Origin of the sequence: Streptomyces sp. NBC_00513, from assembly GCF_041431415.1 — a bacterium.
GTDB lineage: Bacteria > Actinomycetota > Actinomycetes > Streptomycetales > Streptomycetaceae > Streptomyces.
On the sequence record NZ_CP107845.1, the window covers coordinates 5,143,505 to 5,162,404 of the forward strand.

Below are 18,900 nucleotides of genomic sequence, written 5' to 3' on the forward strand. Positions count from 1 at the left end.
GGTGCGCGGAAGGGCCGGGCCGCCCTGTCAGGGGCGGGCCCGGCCCTTCGTGGCCGTCGGCTACAGACCCTGCCAGGAGGGCTTGTTGGCGTACGTGTGGCGGAAGTAGTCCGCCAGCTTCAGCTTGGACGCGGCGGCCTCGTCCACGACGACCGTGGCGTGCCGGTGCAGTTGGAGCGCGGACGCGGGGACGAGCGCGGACAGCGGACCCTCGACCGTCTGCGCGACGGCCTCGGCCTTGCCCTCGCCGGTGGCCAGCAGGACCAGGTGGCGGGCGTCGAGGATGGTGCCGATGCCCTGGGTGATGACGTGGTGCGGGACCTGGTCCATGTCGTTGTCGAAGAAGCGCGCGTTGTCCACGCGGGTCTGCTCGGTCAGCGTCTTGATCCGGGTGCGGGAGGCGAGGCTGGAGCACGGCTCGTTGAAGCCGATGTGCCCGTCCGTGCCGATGCCGAGCAGCTGGAGGTCCACACCGCCGGCGGCGGCCAGCGCCTCGTCGTAGGCCACACAGGCCGCCTGGACGTCCTGGGCGGACCCGTCCGGCCCCATGAACGAGGACTCGGTGAGCCCGAGGGGTGCGACGACCTCGCGGAGCACGACCGCGCGGTAGGACTCGGGGTGGCCGGCCGGCAGGCCGACGTACTCGTCGAGCTGACAGACGCGGGCCTTCGAGGCGTCGACCAGGCCGGCCTCCACCTTGGCCGCGAGGGCCTCGTAGACGGGCAGCGGGGTAGAGCCGGTCGCCACGCCGAGCAGGGCGTCGGGCTTGCGGCGGACCAGGGCGGCCATGGCCTCCGCGATGAGCTCGCCGCCTGCCTTGGCGTCCGGGACGATGACAACTTCCACGCGGGGCCTGCCGATCTGGAGAGGTGGTGTGGTATAGACCAATCTAACAGAACGGACCCCTTCCCGGCGGGTCGCTTCCCTCTTTCCATGGTGATCCCGTGCCCTTTCCGCGGCCTCCCGGAAGCCGTCGGGGGCTTCGCCTCGTCGACCGGTTCCACATGGACACGGAGCGTGACGGCGTCGCGTCGAGGAGGGGGTGTGCGGGGATGGCGCCTCGCGGGCGTGTCGCGATCATCGCGTGAAGGGGCGGCCCCGGGGAAAAGGGGCGTGGAAATGCCACGGCTCGCGCGGACGCGGCGGGGAATTGCGGGAATGGGGCTCTGCGGCCCCGGAATTCCTCTGGGCCACGGTGCAGGACGGGACCCTCGACCCGCCCGGCACCGTAGCCCGGAGTACTTACGGCCGGCGGGTGTGCGGTTCCCTCCGGCCGGTGGGAGGAGCCTGCGCGGTCAGGGCAGAGCGCGCGGGTTACCTCGATCCGTCCTCCTGTGCGGGGAGGGCGGAAGCGTAAGTCAATTGTGGACTAGACCATTCTGTTCTGTCCATCCAATGACGGGGGTATGCAACCCGTCACTTCCTCCAACAGTACGCGGACCGGGCCCCTCCTGGGTACTCCTGGGTAAGAGCCGTGGGGAAAGTCATGGCCATACCCGGGGTACGCTCGCCACGTGCCCTCCATGAACGACCTCGTACGCCAGCACACCGCTCTCGGTGAAACCGACCTGGAGTGGCTTCACCTGCTGGTTTCCGAGTGGCAGCTGCTCTCCGACCTCTCCTTCGCCGACCTCGTGCTGTGGGTGCCCACCCTCGACGGCACCCGCTACGTGTCGGTCGCGCAGATGCGCCCGAACACGGGGCCGACCTCCTATCAGGACGACATGGTCGGACACCTGGTTCCGCGTGGCCGGCGTCCACTGCTCGACGCCGCGCTCGACGAGGGACGGATCGTGCGCGAGGGTGACCCTGAGTGGCGCGAGGAGGTCCCGGTCCGCGTCGAGTCGATCCCCGTCCGCCGCGAGGGCCGGGTACTGGGAGTGATCGCCCGCAACACCAACCTGCTCACCGTGCGTACACCGAGCCGGCTGGAGCTGACGTACCTCCAGTCGGCCTCCGACCTGGCCCAGATGATCGCGGCGGGCTCGTTCCCGTACCCCGGCCAGCAGGTGGACATGGACGCCTCCCCGCGCGTCGGGGACGGCCTGATCCGGCTCGACGCCGACGGGGTGGTCACCTACGCGTCCCCGAACGCGCTCTCCGCCTACCACCGGCTCGGTCTCGCCTCCGATCTGGTCGGCCAGCACCTGGGCAACGCCACCGCCGAACTCGCCCCCTCCCGGGGCCCGGTGGACGAGGCCCTGGTCAAACTCGCCAGCGGCTGGGCCCCCCGGGAGACCGAGGTCGAGGGGAACGGCGGCGTCATCCAGCTGCGGGCGATCCCGCTCAAGCCCAAGGGCACCCGGATCGGTTCCCTGGTGCTGTGCCGCGACGTGACGGAACTGCGTCGTCGCGAACGTGAATTGATCACCAAGGACGCGACCATCCGGGAGATCCACCACCGGGTGAAGAACAACCTCCAGACGGTGGCCGCGCTCTTGCGGCTCCAGGCCCGCCGGATGGATTCCCCGCAGGGCCGGGAGGCCCTGAACGAGGCGGTGCGCCGCGTCGGATCGATCGCGATCGTGCACGAGACGCTCTCTCAAAACCTGGACGAGCGCGTCGAGTTCGACGAGATCGCCGACAGGGTGATCGCGATGGTCGCCGAGATCTCGCCCGGCAAGGTGCGGTGCCGACGCACCGGCCGGTTCGGGATCCTCGACGCCGAGGTCGCGACCCCGCTGTCGATGGTGCTGACCGAGATCCTGCAGAACGCCCTGGAACACGCCTTCACCCAGGGGGAGGGCGGCACCGTCGAGGTGTCCGCCGCGCGCTCCGGTTCCGGGCGGGCCGACGCCCGACTGTTGATCACGGTCCTCGACGACGGGTGCGGCCTGCCCGAGGCCTTCGACCCGCAGCGGGCCGGCAACCTCGGGCTCCAGATCGTACGCACCCTCGTGGAGGGTGAACTCGGGGGAACGTTCGACATGGTCCGGGTCGAACCGCGCGGCACCCGGGTCGTCCTCGACATACCGGCCAGCCCGCAGAAGTAGCAGCGAGTAGCAGCCGGAACGTCACCCTGCGTGACGATGTCGGTCGGCTCTGACCTGCTTCGCATCCCGCACAGCACTGAGCCCCGGACCGAAGGTTCTCGGTCCGGGGCTCAAGAGCACGTTGCTGAGCGCTTATACGGTTACTACGCGCTGCGGCTCGAGGCTCGAAAGTCGATGTCAGGCGGTGGCGTTGCGCGCCCGATTGCGAGCGGCGCGGCGCTTCATCGCGCGGCGCTCGTCCTCGCTGAGGCCGCCCCAGACACCGGAGTCCTGACCGGACTCGAGCGCCCACTGCAGGCACTGCTCCATCACGGGGCAGCGGCGGCAGACGGCCTTGGCTTCCTCGATCTGCAGCAGCGCAGGACCGGTGTTGCCGATGGGGAAGAAGAGTTCCGGGTCTTCCTCACGACAAACGGCGTTGTGACGCCAGTCCATGGCTGCTCCATCTCCTTGTATTGCGGGCAGGTTGCTTGTGAATGTGAACGCTTTCACGAATCCCCCCGTGAGGGAAGGGCCGACCCCCAGTTGCCTGGTGGGGTCCGAGATTCGTGGAGGGGTTCTGGCGATCTGTGCGGGTGCCGGGTTCTGCGGGCTGTCCCGATCGCCATGTAGAGATTCGCAAACCTCGGACGGGGATACAACCCCTTCCGGAAAGTTTTTTTGGATTCGTCGGTGTCTACTAGGTCACAGCCCTAGTTCCTGGGGGTGGACCGGCGTGTATACGTTCGAGTGAAAGGGCTTTAGGCCCTTCCACTCACACAATCACACGCAGTGCACGGCGTACGCCTGTGAACCGAACGCTGGTGCGCAGCCCGAGGTGGTCGCCGTCCATCTGGAACGGGAGCGGAACCTTCGAATGCAAGGTGAAGTCGGTCAGATCGTGCAGAGACACCGCATGCTTGCCGTGCGGCCCGCGTTCAGGAGTCGAGGTCAGGAGCTGCGTGGCGTACCTGGCGACCGCCGGAGTTGACAAACGATCGAGTGCCAGTACGTCAAGCGCGGTATCGAACGACGCCTCCGGGGACGCGTAAAGCGGACGATTGCCCAGATACGTCCACGGCGAGGTGTTGCAGACTATCGACAGCACCAGATCCGTCACCGGATCCGCGCCGGGCCGCTCCAGCGTGACCGTGCCGTGCCTGCGGTTCGGCTCGTCCCAGAACTGACGCATGAGCTGTCGCACATAGAGGGCGTGTGTCGAACGCTTGCCGCGTTCCCGCTGCTGCTCCACCCGCCCCACCACACCCGCGTCGAAGCCGAAGCCCGCGCAGAAGGTGAACCAGCGCGCCGGGACCGATTCGTCCTCCGTGCCCGGGGTGCCGGCCGCCAGACCCAGACCGACCGTGCGTTCGCGTTCCTCGCGGAGCGCGTCGAGCAGGGCGCCGGTAGCCTCGACCGCGTCGTTCGGCAGGCCGAGCGCACGGGCGAACACGTTCGTGGATCCGCCGGGGACCACCGCGAGCCGGGGCAGCCGGTCCGGATCGGGCCCGTTGTGCAGCAGTCCGTTGACCACCTCGTTGACGGTGCCGTCACCGCCCAGGGCCACGACGAGGTCGACACCCTCGTTGGCCGCCCTGCGTCCGAGGTCCCGCGCGTGCCCCCGGTACTCGGTGGTCACCGCCTCCAGCTTCATCTCGCTGGCCAGGGCGTGGGTCAGGACGTCACGCGTGCGCGCACTGGTCGTCGTCGCTGCTGGGTTGGCCACGAGAAGTGCACGCATGAGCGCCAGCCTACCCACCCCTTCGCGGGTGCCCCCTACTGCCCGTCCCCTCCGGGGCCGGCGGGGCGCGGCTACCCTGCTGGGGTGAGTAAGAAGCCGACCTCGAACGTTCCCGCCCCCTCGTCCGCGCCGTCCCCCGTCGCGCTGCCCGGTCGGCTGACGGCCGCCGCCGTGCTCACCGCGCTGGAGGGTCTGGCGCTCGCCGGCCTCGGCGTCTACATGCTGTACGTGGGCATCGCCGGCGATCCCGACTCCCCGCAGCAGGCCGAGACCGGGGGCGTGACGCTGCTCGCGCTCGCCGCGCTCCCGCTGATCGCGGCGCGCGGGCTGCGCCTGGGCCGCCGCTGGAGCCGCGGCCCGGCGCTGATCACCCAGCTGATGGCGATGCCGGTCGCCTGGACCCTGTGGACCACGGGCGGGGCGATGGTCGCCGCCGCGGTGGCGCTGGCGCTCACGGCCGTGGCCGTGGGGGCGCTGCTCGTGAACCCGACGGCCACGGAAGCGCTTGGTATCGGGCCTGGGGAACAGACCCGATAACCCGTACGTCGATCCGTACGTCCTACTCCTCGACGAGGAGCTTCTCCCGGAGCTGGGCCAGGGTGCGGGCCAGCAGGCGGGAGACGTGCATCTGGGAGATGCCGACCTCCTGCGCGATCTGCGACTGGGTCATGTTGCCGAAGAACCGCAGCAGCAGGATCCGCTTCTCCCGCGGCGGCAGTCCTTCCAGCAGCGGCTTGAGGGACTCGCGGTACTCGACGCCCTCCAGCGCCTCGTCCTCCGAACCCAGGGTGTCCGCCACGGCCGGCGACTCGTCGTCGGTGTCGGGGACGTCCAGGGAGAGCGTGCTGTAGGCATTGGCCGATTCCAGCCCCTCCAACACCTCCTCCTCGGAGATGCCGAGCCGTTCCGCCAGCTCGTGCACCGTGGGGGAGCGGCCGTGCTGCTGTGAGAGTTCCGCCGTGGCCGTGGTCAACGAGAGCCGCAGCTCCTGAAGACGGCGCGGCACCCGCACCGCCCAGCCCTTGTCACGGAAGTGGCGCTTGATCTCGCCGACGACCGTGGGCGTGGCGTACGTCGAGAACTCGACGCCGCGGTCCGGGTCGAACCGGTCCACCGACTTGATCAGGCCGATGGTCGCCACCTGGGTCAGGTCGTCCAGCGGCTCGCCGCGGTTGCGGAACCGCCGTGCCAGGTGCTCGACCAGCGGCAGGTGCATCCGGACCAGCCGGTTGCGCAGTTCGGCCCGCTCCGGCGAGCCGTCGGGCAGTTCCCGCAGCTCGAAGAAGAGGGCCCGCGCGCCACTGCGGTCGCGCGGATCCGGCAGCGGCACGTGTGCCGCCGGCGCCATCGGGATCGGGGCCATCGGGGCCGTGGCAGCGGCCGGCGGTGGCTGTGCTGGTTGTGGTTCTTCGTGCTGGTTCTCGCTCACAGGGCCCGCCCGTCGCTCCGCCGAGTCCAAAAAGCCGTCTTCCGCATCCGCGTCGGCCGGGTGTGGCCGGGCGTGCAGTTGCTCCGGGATGCCACCGTCGACCTCGTGTCGTACCCGGGGCCGATCCCCGCCCCGCACCGGGATCTCCCCGCCGCTCACGCCGGGCCTGGCCCCGCGCCGCGCTGTTTGTAGAGGCTGATGCTCACTGTCCGGTCCTCCTCGACCGTCGCCTCGACCTTGCCGGCCAGCGCCGACAGGACCGTCCACGCGAACGTGTCCCGCTCCGGTGCGCGCCCGTCGGTGGTCGGTGCGGAGACCGTGACCTCCAGCGAGTCGTCGACCAGCCGGAAGACGCAACTGAGGACGGAGCCGGGCACGGCCTGCTGGAGCAGGATCGCGCAGGCTTCGTCCACCGCGATGCGGAGGTCCTCGATCTCGTCGAGGGTGAAGTCCAAACGTGCGGCGAGGCCGGCCGTGGCCGTTCGCAGCACCGACAGGTAGGCACCCGCAGCCGGCAGCCGGACTTCCACGAAGTCCTGGGTCCCGGGCTCGCCTGCGATCTGGGACACCCTCACCTCCAAGGTGGTACGAGCTCTGTTCGCCGGTGACGCTATCGCGATCCGGGCGATCGTGTCGCGGCACCCCGTGTGACACCTGCCCGGAGTCCCCACGCCCGCAGGCCGGTGACCGATGGTAAGCCCATGGGTACGGACAGTGGCTAGAGGTCTGCGGGCCCAAATCAGGGGAACCGGCGGAGGGTTGACCTACCCCGCCTCAGACGATCGAACCGTGGACAAAACACCACCGCCAGGTCTCGCCCGGTTCGAAGCTGCGCATCATCGGGTGGCCCGTCTGATGGTGGTGCGCCGTGGCGTGCCGGTAGGGGGAGGAATCGCAGCAGGCCACGTAACCGCACGCCAGGCACATCCGCAGCTGTACCGGATGGCTCCCGAGCGTCAGACATTCGGGACAGGTCTGGGCAAGGGGGATGGGCTCGGGGCGCGGCAGTTCGGCAACGTGGGTGCACTCGCTCATGATGGCCAGCGTACTGAGGTGCGGACGCCCGCGGACTGATGAGGATGGGTCTTCGATGGAGGTATTGCCGCTGGTGGCGCTGGTGGCGGGCAGCGCGGTGGTCGCGGGGTTGGCCCGTCGCACGTCCGTGTCGGCTCCGCTGCTGCTCGTCGCGGCCGGTTTGATGGCGTCGTACATCCCGGGCGTGCCGTCGTACACGCTCGACCCGCACATCGTGCTGCCGCTGCTGCTCCCGCCGCTGCTGCACACCGCCGCCATGGAGAGTTCCTACCTGGACCTGCGGGCCAACGCGCGGCCGATCGCCCTGCTGTCGGTCGGGTACGTGCTCTTCGCGACGCTCGCCGTCGGGTACGCGGCCTACCTGGTCGTGCCCGGTCTGTCGCTGCCGGTGGCGCTGGTGCTCGGCGCGGTCGTCGCTCCGCCGGACGCCGTGGCCGCCACCGCCATCGCCCGCAAACTCGGCCTGCCGAACCGGATCACGACGATCCTCCAGGGCGAGTCCCTGGTGAACGACGCCACCGCCATCACCGCCTACAAGGTGGCCCTGGCGGCGGCGGTCGGCGTCAGCGCCGGCTGGGCGGGCGGGATCGTCGAGTTCCTGCTCGCCTCGGTGGGCGGTGTCGGCATGGGCCTGCTGCTGATGGTGCCCATCCACCTGCTGCGCAGGTCGCTGCGGGACCCGCTGCTCCAGAACACCCTGTCCCTGCTGATCCCCTTCGTGGCGTACGCCGCGGCCGAACGGGTGCACGCGTCCGGGGTGCTGGCCGTGGTCGTCGTCGCGCTGTACCTCGGACACCGCAACTGGCAGGTCGACTTCGCCACCCGGCTCCAGGAGGCCGCGGTGTGGAAGGTGATCTCCTTCGTCCTGGAGTCGGTGGTCTTCGCGCTGATCGGGCTCCAGCTGCCGGTGGTCCTCAAGGGACTCGACGAGTACGCGGGCCCGGACGCCGCCTGGTACGCGCTGGCGGTGTTCCTGGCCGTGGTCGTGGCCCGGTTCGTCTGGGTGTTCCCGGCGACCTTCCTGCCGCGGGTGCTGTCCGAGCGGATCCGCGAGCGGGAACCCGAGACCAACTGGAAGGCGCCGGTCATCGTGGGATGGGCGGGCATGCGCGGGGTGGTCTCGCTGGCCATCGCCTTCTCCGTCCCGCTGAGCGTGCCGCACCGCAACCTGATCCTGTTCCTGACCTTCACCACCGTCATCGGGACCCTGGTGGTCCAGGGGTTGACGCTGCCCCCGCTGATCCGCCTGCTGAGGCTGCCGCCGCGGGACGCGCAGGCCGAGACGCTGGCCGAGGCGCAGGCGCAGAGCGAGGCGTCGCGGTCGGCCGAGGAGCGGCTCGACGAACTGCTCGCCGACCCGGCGAACGCGCTCCCGCCGCCGCTCGCGGACCGGCTGCGCACGGTGCTGGAGCGGCGGCGCAACGCGGTGTGGGAACGGCTGGGCGAGGTCAACGCGGTCACGGGCGAGTCGGCGGACGACGTCTACCGTCGCCTCGCCGGCGAGATGATCGAGGCCGAGCGGGAGGTGTTCGTGACGCTGCGGGACCAGCGGCGGATCGACGACGAGATGCTGCGGGCGTTGCTGCGCAGGCTGGACCTGGAGGAGGCGGCGGCCTACCGCGAGGAATCCTCCTGATCCCCGGGCGCGGCGGGCGGCGGGTCGGGTTCGGCCCCCGTCCCCGGGCGGCGGGGATCAGGGGCGGCCCGTGACGACGGCCGCGAGGGTGGTGCCCGGGGGGAACGCGCCGCGCTCCGTCAGGGCGGTCAGCGCCCAGAGCAGCTTCGCGACGTAGACGCGCTCGATCGGGACCCCGTGGCGGCGCTCGAAGTCCGCCGCGAACGCGTCCAGTTCCGCCGGGACCTTCGCGTAGCCGCCGTGGTCGAAGCCCTCGGCCAGGGTCCAGTCGCCGGCAGGGCCCCCGAACGCGGCCCGCTGGAGGGAACGTATCTCCGCCCCCAGGAAGCCACCCGCGAGCACCGGTACGCCCCACGCCCGCTGCCCGGGGTCCAGTCCCGCCGCCAGTCCCGCCAGGGTGCCGCCGGTGCCGCAGGCGACCGCCACCACGTCGGCCGCGCCGCGCAGCTCGCGGCCCAACTCCGCGCAGCCGGTCAGGGCGAGGGCGTTGCTGCCGCCCTCGGGGATCAGGTACGCGCCCTGCGCGTCCGCCGCCGCGAGCAGCCGGGCCAGGGTGTCCGGTTCGGCCTTGCGGCGGTACTGCGACCGGGACGTGAAGTGCAGCCGCATCCCGTCGGCCGCGCAGCGGGCCAGGGACGGGTTCAGCGGCCGACCGGCCAGCTCGTCGCCCCGGACCACGCCGACCGTCGCCAGCCCGAGCAGCCGCCCGGCGGCGGCGGTGGCCCGCAGGTGGTTGGAGTAGGCCCCGCCGAAGGTCACCAGCGCGGGGACCCCCCCGTCCAGGGCCGCCCGCAGGTTCGGTGCGAGCTTGCGCCACTTGTTGCCCGGCAGCTCGGGGTGCACGAGGTCGTCCCGTTTGAGCACCAACCGCACCCCGTACCGCTCGAACCGCTCGTCCGGCGCCTCGACCACCGGTGACGGCGGCCGGGGCAGGAGCAGGGAGCGGGGGTCCACGGGGCTGGTCACCTGCCCATTGTCGCCGGTGACGGTGGCCGCGCACGGGACGGACGGTGTCAGGGTCCGCCCCGTGGCGGGGCGGTCACTTGAGGCGGTCCGCCACGCGTTCGCGGAACCACGTCATCGTGAACCCCTTGGGGTCGATCTTGCCCGGCTGCCATTCGAGGTGCCCGATCACCGAGCGCTCGGTCCAACCGTGGAAGCGGCAGACGGCAGCGGCCGCCCGGACCATGGCGTCGAGCTGCACCGCGGGCCAGGGGTCCTTGCCGTCGCCGAGGTTCTCGCACTCGAAGCCGTAGAAGTGTCGGTTGCCGTCGGTGTTCGCCGTGTGGTCCGGAGGGAGCCGCTTCTCGGCGATCACCGCGGCCAGGACGTCGGAGTCGCCGGAGCCCGCGTGGTTGGCGCGGCCGTAGCCGACGAGGTGGACCCGGCCGTCCTTGGTGATCACGCCGTGGCAGAGCGGGCCGGGCAGGTCCTCGTCGCCGTCCCGGCAGAGCCGGACCGTGTACGCGGTGCCCTGCGTGACGGTGTGATGGATCATCACCCCGTTGACCGGCCCCCAGGGGCCCTTGTGGTTGCGGTTGTGGGTGCGCCAGGCGCCGACCTCGACGACGCGCAGCCCCTCGTTGCGCAACTGGGTGAGGAAACGGTCTGCGGACATGGGTGCGGACATGGACGCCTCCTTCCGTGCGTGAGGGGCCGATCACCTTTCGTGTTCGACCCATCACGTTCCGGTGTAGTGGAGGGAGTCCTTCCGCGGCTAGCGCGTTCGTACGGCGAGCGAGTGAATCCGGACATTCACGGAAGTCTCGTCCGCCCCTCGCGTCCCGTCGACCTCGGCTGTCACGCGGAGGCGAGCCACAGGTCGGGCCCGAAGACCTCGTAATGGATGTCCGCCGCCGGTACGCCCTTGTCGAGCAGTTGTTCGCGGACCGCGCGCATGAAGGGCAGCGGCCCGCACAGGTAGGCGTGGGTGCCCGGGGCCACCGGGACGTCGGAGAGGTCGAGCCGGCCGACCCCGTCGTCGGCCGCGGCGTCCTCGTGGCCGGTCTCGTACCAGAACCGGGCCGAGGCGTCGGCGAGCTTGTGCGTGAAGGCCCGGTGGTCGCCGCGCAGGGCGTGGTCGGCCGGGGAGCGATCGGCGTGCAGGACGGTCACCGGGGCGCCGTGCCCGGTCTCGGCCAGGTGCTCCAGCATCGACAGCATCGGCGTGCAGCCGATCCCGGCCGAGGCCAGCAGCACGGGCGAGGCCGGGTCCTGGAGCACCAGGTCGCCGTACGGGGCCGAGACGCGCAGGGTGTCGCCGACGCGGACCTCGGCGTGCAGGTGGTGGGACACCTCCCCGTCCGGGCCCCCCGCGGCCGGCCCGTGGACCCGCTTCACGGTGATCGCGCGGACCGGGGAGGCGGGCGACGAGGAGAGGCTGTACTGGCGGATCTGCCGTGCGCCGTCCGGGAGTTCGACCTGGACGGAGACGTACTGGCCCGGCTTGAAGCCGGGGGCGGGCGCCCCGTCGGCCGGGACCAGGTGGAAGGTGGCGCAGTCGACGGTCTCCTCGACGCGGCGGACGACCGTCCACGGGCGCCAGACGTCGCCCGCGACGACCCGCCGCTCGGCGTACAGCCGCTCCTCGATGGCGATGAGGGCGCCCGCCATCAGCCAGTAGACCTCGTCCCAGGCCTCGGCGACCTCGGGCGTGACGGCCTCCCCGAGAACCTCCGCGATGGCCTCGAACAGGTGCCGGTGGACGATCGCGTACTGGTCGCGGGTGATGCCGAGCGAGGCGTGCTTGTGGGCGATGCGGCCGAGCACCACGTCGGGCCGGGTGTCGGGGTGCCGGACGAGGTGGCCGGCGAACGCGGCGATGGAGCCGGCCAGGGCCTGCTGTTGCAGTCCGGCCTTCTGGTTGCCGCGGTTGAACAGGTCGCGGAGCAGGGCCGGGTGGGCGGCGAACAGCTTCGCGTAGAAGAGTTCCGCGATGTCGCCGACGGCCGCCCCCACGGCGGGCAGGGTGGCGCGGACGGTCGCGGTCGACTTCTCGGACAGCATCGGGGAGCTCCTCTGTAAGTTGACTATTGGATACCAATTAAAGGGCGTGAGGGTCTCCGGGTGATGCGGAGATCTGTTCGAAGAACCCTCGGGTGTGGCGTGGGTGGGGTGACGGCCGCTCGGAACCGGCCATCCGCGCCTCAGTCGGCGGGGCCCCCGCCCCGACCGGGCGGTCCGCTCGAAATGCCGAGCAGCAGCGGTCCGGTGGGGGCTGCCACCAGGTCGTTCACCGTGAGCGGGTCCAGTGCGGCGAAGAAGGCCTCCTGGGCCCGACGCAGCGCGCCCCGCAGGAGGCAGGCGCTCCGCAGTGGACACGGGACGGCGCCGTCGCAGTCCACGACGTCGCCGACGCCCTCCAGTTCGCGCACCACCGTCCCCACCGAGGCGGCGCGGCCGGCGCCGGTCAGGGCGAGCCCGCCGCCCCGGCCGCGCCGCGCCTCGACCAGGCCGAGGTGTTGCAGCCTGGCCACCACCTTCGCGGTGTGGGTGTACGGGACCTCCATGGTCGCCGCGACCTCGCGCGTGGTGGGGAGGTCCGTGTCCTCGACGGCCAGACGCATCAGGACGCGGAGCGCCAGATCGGTGAATCGGGTCAGCCGCATGACGCCACCGTAGAAAACTTGAATCTTCGATGCAAGTTAAGTCGAGGCGGTGGGCGTGGATGGCTGAAACCAGAGGGGTCGGAGGGGCTGGAGGGGAGAAAGTGACTCATCAGAGTGCCCACACCCCATACGGAGTAGTCCCACCCTTTTGTGTAATGGTCTCACCACGCCGCGCACTGGAAGGCTGATCCCGCAGATCCATGGAGTGATCGAAAGGGAAACACATGTCGGTCCAGGCAGGTTCCGAATCCGAAGTCCAGGCACCGCAGCGCAGTCTCGGGACCTCGGCCGCGCGGAACTTGGCAACCACGACCAAGTCCGCGCCGCAGATGCAGGAGATCACCTCCCGGTGGTTGCTCAAGATGCTCCCGTGGGTGTCGGTGCAGGGCGGTACGTACCGGGTCAACCGGCGGCTCAGCTACTCCGTCGGTGACGGCCGGGTGGAGTTCATCAAGACCGGCACCCAGGTCCAGGTGATCCCCGCCGAACTCGGAGAGCTCCCGCTGCTGCGCGAGTACGAGGACGTCGACGTCCTGACCGAGCTCGCAGCCCGGTGCCACCAGGTCGACTTCGAGGCCGGCCAGGAGCTCACCTCCTTCGGCAGCCCCGCCGACAGGGTGTTCCTGCTCGCCCACGGCCGGATCGACCAGATCGGCACCGGCCCCTACGGCGACGACGCCGTCCTGCAGACCGTCGCCGACGGCGCCTACTTCGGCGAGGACGCCCTCGTGGACGAGGAGGCCATCTGGGAGTACACCGCCCGGGCCGCCACCTCCGGTACCGCGCTCGTCCTCTCCCGGCAGGACTTCCAGCTCCTCGCCGACCGGGTGGACTCGCTGCGGGCGCACGTGGACGAGGTACGGGCCCTGCCCGCCCAGCGGACCAACAAGTACGGCGAGGCCGCGATCGACCTCTCCGCCGGCCACCAGGGCGAGGCCGTGCTCCCCGGCACCTTCGTCGACTACGAGGCCAGGCCGCGCGAGTACGAGCTCTCCATCGCCCAAACGGTTCTGCGCGTCCACACCCGCGTCGCCGACCTCTACAACCAGCCGATGAACCAGACCGAGCAGCAGTTGCGGCTCACGGTCGAGGCGCTGCGCGAGCGCCAGGAGCACGAGATGCTCAACAACCGCGACTTCGGCCTCCTCCACAACGCCGACTACGACCAGCGCATCCAGCCGCACGACGGCGCGCCCAGCCCCGACGACATGGACCAGCTGCTCAGCATGCGGCGCGGATCCAAGCTCTTCCTCGCACACCCCAAGGCCATCGCCGCCTTCGGCCGCGAGTGCAACAAGCGCGGGCTGTACCCGGAATCGATCGAGATCGGCGGTCACCGGGTGCCGTCCTGGCGCGGGGTGCCGATCTTCCCGTCCAACAAGATCCCGATCAGCGACGCCCGGACCACCTCCATCCTCTGCATGCGCACCGGCGAGGACGAGTCCGGCGTGATCGGCCTGCACCAGCCGGGCATCCCGGACGAGATCGAGCCGAGCACGTCGGTCCGCTTCATGGGCATCAGCGAGCAGGCGATCATCTCGTACCTGGTCACCACCTACTTCTCCGCCGCGGTGCTCGTCCCGGACGCGCTCGGCGTGCTGGAGAACGTCGAGATCGCCCGCTGGCGCTGATGAGAGGCCCGGCCGAACGGCGACGGGGGAGTACGGGGGAGCGCGATGGCGACCACTGAGGCGATCACCACCGGCGAGGGGCACGAGGCCGCGGCCCTGCTGGAGCGGACGAAGGAAACGGTCAACCCGGAGCTGCGCCGGGCGATCGAGAGCCTGCCCGCAGGGATGCGACGCGTGGCGATGTACCACTTCGGCTGGGAACACGCGGACGGCGCTCCGGCCGCGGGGAACGCGGGCAAGGCCATCAGGCCCGCGCTCGTCCTCGCCTCGGCGCAGGCCCTCCAGGGGGCCGGCGCGGAGGCCGGGGACACCGTGCGGGCGGCCGTCGCCGTGGAGTTGGCGCACAACTTCACGCTGCTGCACGACGACGTCATCGACAAGGACGTCCGGCGGCGCGGCCGGGCCACGGCCTGGACCGTGTTCGGGATGCCGGACGCGATCATCACGGGCGACGCGATGATGTCGCTCGCGCTGAAGCTGCTGGCCGAGGATCCGCACCCGGCCGCCCCGGCGGCCGCGGCCCGGCTCTCGGCCTGCGTGATCGAGCTGTGCGCCGGGCAGCAGGCGGACTGCGCGTTCGAGCGGCGCGGGGACGTGTCGCTCGACGAGTGCCTGACGATGGCGACGGCCAAGACCGGGGCCCTGCTGGGCTGCGCGTGCGCGCTGGGGGCGCTGTACGCGGGGGCCGGCCCGGACGAGGTCGACGCGATGGACGCCTTCGGCCGGGAGGCCGGCCTGGCCTTCCAGCTGATCGACGACCTGATCGGCATCTGGGGGGACCCGGGGCACACCGGCAAGCCCGCCGGGGCCGATCTGATCGCCCGCAAGAAGTCCCTCCCGGTCGTGGCCGCCCTCACCTCGGGCACCGCGGCGGGCGAGGAACTGGCCGCGCTGTACGCGGGCCCCATGGCCGGGGACGACGTGCGCGCGGCGGCCGACGCCGTGGACCGGGCCGGGGGGCGTGACTGGGCGCAGGCCCACGCCGCCGATCGGATGGGTCGGGCCGTGCAGCAGCTCTCCAGGGCCGTCCCGGACCTGGGGGCGGCGGGCGGGTTGCTGGCGCTGGCGGAGTTCGTCACCCGGCGCACCAGGTAGATCCACCGGCCGCGAAGGCGCGCACGCGACCGCCCACGCGTGGAGAAGGGCCTGTTCCCGCACCGTACGACGGGGAACAGGCCTTTTCGCGCGCGCGGTCGCGTGCGCGCCTTCCCGGCCGTTCGGGCCAACTCTAGGATCACCCGCAGTCGTTGACGCGCGAGTGAGGGGTGGGTCCAGTGGTGCTGGAGATACGTCAGGCGGATCGGTCGGACCGGGACGCGGTGGCGCGGCTGCTCGACGAGGCCTTCCGTGAGGACCCCGTCAGCTGCTGGGTCTTCCCGGATCCGGGGCACCGGGCGACGGTGCACGGGAAGTTCCTCGGGGTCTTCGTGGACGTGGCGCTCGCCGACGGGCGGATCGACTACGCGACGGACGGTTCGGCGGCGGCGCTGTGGCTGCGGATCCCGGCGGGCGAGCCGGAGGGCGAGGACGAGGTCCCGGCGAGGATGCGGGCGGTGGCCGACCCGGACAACGAGCGGTGCGAGTTGGTGGGCCGGCTGACCGGCGAGGCGCACCCGACGTCCGAGGAGCACGAGTACCTGCTGATGATCGCCGTCGCGCCCGACCGGCAGGGCGAGGGGCTGGGCACGGAGCTGATGCGGCCGGTGCTGGAGCGGTGCGACCGCGAGGGGCTGCCGGCGTACCTGGAGGCGAGCAGCGAGCGCAGCAAGGGGCTGTACGAGCGGCTCGGCTGGGAGTTCACGGGGGCGGCGGTGCGCCTGCCGGAAGGGCCCCTGATGTGGCCGATGTGGCGCAAGCCGCGGGGCTGAGGCAAAAGGTGTAGTCAAAGTACTCCGCATGAAGTACTTTGACTGCCGTGCCCCGGAGCGGTGGCATCCCCCGGCGAAAGAGAATCGCTTGCGCAAGCTCACGTACTACCTCGCCACCTCCGTCGACGGCTTCATCGCCGATCCGGACGGTGACGGTGACTTCTTCAACAAGTGGCTGGATCCCGAGTACTCCGGCGCCATGTTCGCCGAGTTCCCCGAGACCGTGCCGACGCACGTCCAGGCGGCGCTCGGCCTCGGCCTCGACCCCGGCGCGCCGCGGCGCTTCGACGCGATCGTGATGGGCCGCGGCACCTACGACCCGGCGTACGACGTCGGGATCACCAGCCCGTACGCCCACCTCGACCAGTACGTCGCCTCCCGCTCGCTCACCGAGTCTCCCGACCCGGCCGTCGAGATCATCAGCGGGGACGTGGCGGCGCGCGTGCGGGAATTGAAGGCGCGACCGGGTCTGGGCATCTACCTCTGCGGTGGCGCCGACCTGGCCGGGCAGCTGGTCGAGGAGATCGACGAGTTCGTCGTCAAGACGTACCCGGTCTTCGTGGGCTCCGGCATCCCCATGTCCCGCGCGGGATTCGCGCTGCGGGAACTGGAACTGACCGACGTCCGGTCCTTCACCGGCGGCCAGGTGGTCACCACCTACGCCCGCAGGCGCTGACCCGCCGCCGTCGCCCCGCCGAACGCGCGAAACCGGCCTACCGTGGAGGTATGGCCGGTCGAGAGCAGCAGCGCACGCACGAGACGGTGGCCCCGCAGGCCGGGCACGAGCAGCAGTCGTGCCCGGCCTGCGGGCGTTCCGTGGACACGGTGGTCCGACGGCGCAAGTCCCTCGGGATCTTCGTGCCGCAGTGGGGCCCGGGCTCATGCAAGAACCCGGACTGCTCCACGTACGTCCCCAGGGAGGTCTAGGCCTGGCGGAAGCGGTGTGACCTAGCCCTTGGTGCCGAGGCCGGAGGCGACGAGGCCGTTGGCCCAGAGCTGGTTGACGCGCGAGCGCTCGGCGGAGTTCGGGTTGGGGTTGGTGCACGAGGTGCCCGGCCCGCCGCCCGACATCAGCTCGCTGCACGGCCCGGAGTAGTGGTCCGGAAGACCCAGCACGTGGCCGGTCTCGTGCGCGGTCACGCGGGTGGAGTCGTACTGCTGGTTCTGCCGGTAGTCCAGGAAGATGTAGCCCCGGCCGTGCCCGTCGGTGCTCGCGTACGAACCGCGCGAGTCGTTGCCCTCGCGGTACGAGAAGTTCCCGCCGGAGGACACCTCCTGCAGTCTGACGTTGCTCACCGAGCTGTTCCAGATCTGGGTGGAGCGGGATATCTGGCTGCGGAAGCTCGGCGCGCTGCGGGTGTTGTACGTGACGGTCACCGCGAGGGCGCCCGGGTTCGCGGCGCGCTGCTCGGCCACCGAAGCCCGCACGGCCTGGAAGAAGGCCTTCGTCGCGGCGTCGTTCTCCGCCGAACGCTCGTACGCGGCGTAGCTCGCGGCATTGCCGACGGGCGCCGGGGCGGCGCTCGCGGCGGGGGCGACCGAGGCCAGGGCGGCGGCCAGGCCGAGGCCGATGCCGCCGGCCAGGAGGGACTTACGGGAGTGGCGCATGTGGGGGGCTCCTACTCATCCGGTGTGGGGGGTGGGTCGTTCGGTACCGGAGTCTGCGGGAGCGGAAGGGGCCGGCGGATGATGTCAGCCATCGATAACGCCGGGCTATCGGGAAGTTTTCGGTAGGTCAACTAGCGTGAGAATGGCGGGATTCGGGGGGCTATCAGCGACTGGTGCGGCGCCGTGCGCCCGCCCTACTCTCGGGTCATGGAGCTCGAGGTGAGGCACCTGCGCGCACTGTGTGCCATCGCGGACGCCGGCAGCCTGCACAAGGCGGCGCGGCAACTCGGCGTGAGCCAGCCCTCGCTGACGACCCAACTGCGCCGTATCGAACGGGCCCTGGAAGGGGAACTGTTCCTGCGCGAACGGACCGGATGTCGTCCCACGCCATTCGGCCGTACCGTGCTCGGTCGGGCGAGACCGTTGCTCGCCGAGATGGCCGCCCTGGTGGCCGAGGCGCGCGCCGCCGCCCACGGGCCGCGGCTGCGGATCGGCTCGACCGCCAGCCGGGCGCTGCCGGGTTGGCTGCGCCGCCTGCACCGGCGCTCGCCCGAGACCGAGACCTCTCTGGTGGTCGACGTGTCGGCCAACGCGCTGCTGCGGATGGTGGCGTCGGGGCAGCTCGACGTGGCGTTCGTCCACGAGGTCGAGGGCAGTCCGCTGCGGGTGCCGCCCGGCCTGGAACTGCACGTGCTGATGGAACGCGAACCGCAGTTCGTGTCCATGTCCCGGGACCATCCCGCCGCGCGCCGGCCGGTGGTGGAATTACGTGACCTGGCCGCCGACCGCTGGACCGTCGACCCGTCCGTGGACGGCGAATGGGACGGTCTGCGGCGGGTCTTCGCCGGGGCCGGGCTCGACCCGCCCGTGCTGCACGCCGACTACCACACCGCGACCTCGCTGATCGTCTCCGGCGAGGCCGTCGCCCCCTGCCAGCCGACCTCCGGTCCCCGGGACGACATGGCCATCCGGCCGCTGTCGGGGGACCCGCTGGCGGTACGGCTGCTCCTGGCCACCCTGCCGGGTGCGCACGCCGAGGTGTACGAGGACCTCCGCGCGGCCTACCGCGAAGCCGCCCTGCGCACCCCGCCGTACCGGGCCTGGCTCCACCACCACGCGAGTCCCCTCCTGGCCGCCTAGGGGCAGGGGATCGCCCCCGGGCCCCGGCCCCCGCCTCCGGTCGTACCGGGCCGGGGCGGCGGCCCCGGTCTCCGGCCTCCGCCTCCGTTGTCCGGGCGTGCTCCGCCCTGTCCGCGCGCCGCGTCCGCCGCACGCGGCGGTTCCACATGCCCGAAAAACGGGGCAGATCATCGCAAAATGGGGATTTCAGGGAGGCGCTTGACTTCCCTCAACCGCGATATATCGTGTTACT

General features: G+C 71.2%; 20 protein-coding genes. 9 read left to right on the forward strand and 11 right to left on the reverse strand.

Going from position 1 to position 18,900, the window contains the following annotated elements:
• Positions 1 to 60: 60 nt before the first annotated feature.
• Entirely contained in the window at positions 61 to 846 is a 786-nt protein-coding gene (gene nagB, locus OHA84_RS23915; protein ID WP_266949787.1) for a glucosamine-6-phosphate deaminase, read from the reverse strand.
• A 677-nt stretch (positions 847 to 1,523) separates the two neighbouring features.
• On the opposite strand from nagB, the gene OHA84_RS23920 reads away from it, so the two are divergent.
• Positions 1,524 to 2,993 (forward strand): sensor histidine kinase, encoded by a 1,470-nt coding sequence (locus OHA84_RS23920; protein ID WP_266973976.1) that lies wholly within the window; start codon positions 1,524 to 1,526, stop codon positions 2,991 to 2,993.
• A gap of 177 nt (positions 2,994 to 3,170) precedes the next feature.
• On the opposite strand, the gene OHA84_RS23925 is transcribed toward OHA84_RS23920, so the two are convergent.
• Together OHA84_RS23925 and OHA84_RS23930 are read right to left on the reverse strand one after the other, a co-directional pair.
• Positions 3,171 to 3,428: a WhiB family transcriptional regulator gene (locus OHA84_RS23925; protein ID WP_004937597.1), complete on the reverse strand. Its 258-nt coding sequence runs from the start codon at positions 3,426 to 3,428 to the stop codon at positions 3,171 to 3,173.
• A 319-nt stretch (positions 3,429 to 3,747) separates the two neighbouring features.
• A complete protein-coding gene (locus OHA84_RS23930; RefSeq protein ID WP_053676429.1) occupies positions 3,748 to 4,713 on the reverse strand; it encodes a diacylglycerol kinase family protein in 966 nt (321 codons plus the stop codon).
• An 84-nt stretch (positions 4,714 to 4,797) separates the two neighbouring features.
• Between OHA84_RS23930 and OHA84_RS23935 the strand changes: the two genes are divergently transcribed.
• Positions 4,798 to 5,250: a hypothetical protein gene (locus OHA84_RS23935; RefSeq protein ID WP_053676430.1), complete on the forward strand. Its 453-nt coding sequence runs from the start codon at positions 4,798 to 4,800 to the stop codon at positions 5,248 to 5,250.
• A gap of 22 nt (positions 5,251 to 5,272) precedes the next feature.
• Here the strand turns inward: OHA84_RS23935 and OHA84_RS23940 are convergent, their stop codons facing one another.
• From OHA84_RS23940 to OHA84_RS23950, 3 genes are all read right to left on the reverse strand, one after another.
• Entirely contained in the window at positions 5,273 to 6,286 is a 1,014-nt protein-coding gene (locus tag OHA84_RS23940; protein WP_063839456.1) for an RNA polymerase sigma factor SigF, read from the reverse strand.
• 11 nt (positions 6,287 to 6,297) lie between these two features.
• Positions 6,298 to 6,711 carry an anti-sigma regulatory factor gene (locus tag OHA84_RS23945; protein WP_053676432.1) on the reverse strand — a complete coding sequence of 138 codons (414 nt, stop codon included), beginning with the start codon at positions 6,709 to 6,711 and terminating at the stop codon, positions 6,298 to 6,300.
• Between the two features lie 205 nt (positions 6,712 to 6,916).
• Positions 6,917 to 7,177 (reverse strand): UBP-type zinc finger domain-containing protein, encoded by a 261-nt coding sequence (locus OHA84_RS23950; protein WP_078998547.1) that lies wholly within the window; start codon positions 7,175 to 7,177, stop codon positions 6,917 to 6,919.
• A gap of 55 nt (positions 7,178 to 7,232) precedes the next feature.
• Between OHA84_RS23950 and OHA84_RS23955 the strand changes: the two genes are divergently transcribed.
• The gene (locus OHA84_RS23955; protein WP_053676433.1) at positions 7,233 to 8,813 is read left to right on the forward strand and encodes a Na+/H+ antiporter; all 1,581 of its coding nucleotides are present in this window, start codon (positions 7,233 to 7,235) and stop codon (positions 8,811 to 8,813) included.
• 57 nt (positions 8,814 to 8,870) lie between these two features.
• On the opposite strand, the gene OHA84_RS23960 is transcribed toward OHA84_RS23955, so the two are convergent.
• The 4 genes from OHA84_RS23960 to OHA84_RS23975 form a co-directional block, all read right to left on the reverse strand.
• The gene (locus OHA84_RS23960) at positions 8,871 to 9,779 is read right to left on the reverse strand and encodes a 1-aminocyclopropane-1-carboxylate deaminase/D-cysteine desulfhydrase (protein WP_266969848.1); all 909 of its coding nucleotides are present in this window, start codon (positions 9,777 to 9,779) and stop codon (positions 8,871 to 8,873) included.
• A 73-nt stretch (positions 9,780 to 9,852) separates the two neighbouring features.
• The gene (locus OHA84_RS23965) at positions 9,853 to 10,443 is read right to left on the reverse strand and encodes an N-acetylmuramoyl-L-alanine amidase (protein WP_053676438.1); all 591 of its coding nucleotides are present in this window, start codon (positions 10,441 to 10,443) and stop codon (positions 9,853 to 9,855) included.
• A gap of 170 nt (positions 10,444 to 10,613) precedes the next feature.
• The gene (locus OHA84_RS23970) at positions 10,614 to 11,819 is read right to left on the reverse strand and encodes a globin domain-containing protein (protein ID WP_266969846.1); all 1,206 of its coding nucleotides are present in this window, start codon (positions 11,817 to 11,819) and stop codon (positions 10,614 to 10,616) included.
• A 140-nt stretch (positions 11,820 to 11,959) separates the two neighbouring features.
• Positions 11,960 to 12,421 (reverse strand): Rrf2 family transcriptional regulator, encoded by a 462-nt coding sequence (locus tag OHA84_RS23975; RefSeq protein ID WP_266949802.1) that lies wholly within the window; start codon positions 12,419 to 12,421, stop codon positions 11,960 to 11,962.
• A gap of 224 nt (positions 12,422 to 12,645) precedes the next feature.
• Between OHA84_RS23975 and OHA84_RS23980 the strand changes: the two genes are divergently transcribed.
• From OHA84_RS23980 to OHA84_RS24000, 5 genes are all read left to right on the forward strand, one after another.
• Positions 12,646 to 14,052, forward strand: a complete 1,407-nt coding sequence (locus tag OHA84_RS23980) for a family 2B encapsulin nanocompartment shell protein (protein WP_053676441.1) — start codon at positions 12,646 to 12,648, stop codon at positions 14,050 to 14,052.
• Positions 14,053 to 14,097: 45 nt separating this feature from the next.
• Positions 14,098 to 15,147, forward strand: coding sequence for a family 2 encapsulin nanocompartment cargo protein polyprenyl transferase (locus tag OHA84_RS23985; protein WP_053676442.1), 1,050 nt, complete (start codon positions 14,098 to 14,100; stop codon positions 15,145 to 15,147).
• 179 nt (positions 15,148 to 15,326) lie between these two features.
• Positions 15,327 to 15,920 (forward strand): GNAT family N-acetyltransferase, encoded by a 594-nt coding sequence (locus tag OHA84_RS23990; RefSeq protein WP_266969843.1) that lies wholly within the window; start codon positions 15,327 to 15,329, stop codon positions 15,918 to 15,920.
• A gap of 88 nt (positions 15,921 to 16,008) precedes the next feature.
• Complete coding sequence (locus OHA84_RS23995; RefSeq protein ID WP_266969841.1) at positions 16,009 to 16,596, forward strand: dihydrofolate reductase family protein; 588 nt, start codon at positions 16,009 to 16,011, stop codon at positions 16,594 to 16,596.
• A gap of 50 nt (positions 16,597 to 16,646) precedes the next feature.
• Positions 16,647 to 16,847 (forward strand): hypothetical protein, encoded by a 201-nt coding sequence (locus OHA84_RS24000; RefSeq protein WP_053676445.1) that lies wholly within the window; start codon positions 16,647 to 16,649, stop codon positions 16,845 to 16,847.
• 21 nt (positions 16,848 to 16,868) lie between these two features.
• On the opposite strand, the gene snpA is transcribed toward OHA84_RS24000, so the two are convergent.
• On the reverse strand, positions 16,869 to 17,528 hold the full coding sequence (gene snpA / locus OHA84_RS24005; protein ID WP_053676446.1) for a snapalysin: 660 nt from the start codon (positions 17,526 to 17,528) through the stop codon (positions 16,869 to 16,871).
• A 207-nt stretch (positions 17,529 to 17,735) separates the two neighbouring features.
• Between snpA and OHA84_RS24010 the strand changes: the two genes are divergently transcribed.
• Positions 17,736 to 18,668 (forward strand): LysR family transcriptional regulator, encoded by a 933-nt coding sequence (locus tag OHA84_RS24010; RefSeq protein ID WP_053676447.1) that lies wholly within the window; start codon positions 17,736 to 17,738, stop codon positions 18,666 to 18,668.
• Positions 18,669 to 18,900: the final 232 nt, after the last annotated feature.

Excerpts from the sequence above, each read along its gene's own strand:
- OHA84_RS23930 (WP_053676429.1), bottom strand. The coding sequence starts at position 4,713 with ATGCGTGCACTTCTCGTGGCCAACCCAGCAGCGACGACGACCAGTGCG.
- OHA84_RS23920 (WP_266973976.1), top strand. The coding sequence starts at position 1,524 with ATGAACGACCTCGTACGCCAGCACACCGCTCTCGGTGAAACCGACCTG.
- OHA84_RS24010 (WP_053676447.1), top strand. The coding sequence starts at position 17,736 with ATGGAGCTCGAGGTGAGGCACCTGCGCGCACTGTGTGCCATCGCGGAC.
- OHA84_RS23980 (WP_053676441.1), top strand. The coding sequence starts at position 12,646 with ATGTCGGTCCAGGCAGGTTCCGAATCCGAAGTCCAGGCACCGCAGCGC.
- snpA (WP_053676446.1), bottom strand. The coding sequence starts at position 17,528 with ATGCGCCACTCCCGTAAGTCCCTCCTGGCCGGCGGCATCGGCCTCGGC.
- OHA84_RS23965 (WP_053676438.1), bottom strand. The coding sequence starts at position 10,443 with ATGTCCGCACCCATGTCCGCAGACCGTTTCCTCACCCAGTTGCGCAAC.
- OHA84_RS23925 (WP_004937597.1), bottom strand. The coding sequence starts at position 3,428 with ATGGACTGGCGTCACAACGCCGTTTGTCGTGAGGAAGACCCGGAACTC.
- OHA84_RS23950 (WP_078998547.1), bottom strand. The coding sequence starts at position 7,177 with ATGAGCGAGTGCACCCACGTTGCCGAACTGCCGCGCCCCGAGCCCATC.
- OHA84_RS23975 (WP_266949802.1), bottom strand. The coding sequence starts at position 12,421 with ATGCGGCTGACCCGATTCACCGATCTGGCGCTCCGCGTCCTGATGCGT.
- OHA84_RS23970 (WP_266969846.1), bottom strand. The coding sequence starts at position 11,819 with ATGCTGTCCGAGAAGTCGACCGCGACCGTCCGCGCCACCCTGCCCGCC.
- OHA84_RS23955 (WP_053676433.1), top strand. The coding sequence starts at position 7,233 with ATGGAGGTATTGCCGCTGGTGGCGCTGGTGGCGGGCAGCGCGGTGGTC.
- OHA84_RS24000 (WP_053676445.1), top strand. The coding sequence starts at position 16,647 with ATGGCCGGTCGAGAGCAGCAGCGCACGCACGAGACGGTGGCCCCGCAG.
- OHA84_RS23985 (WP_053676442.1), top strand. The coding sequence starts at position 14,098 with ATGGCGACCACTGAGGCGATCACCACCGGCGAGGGGCACGAGGCCGCG.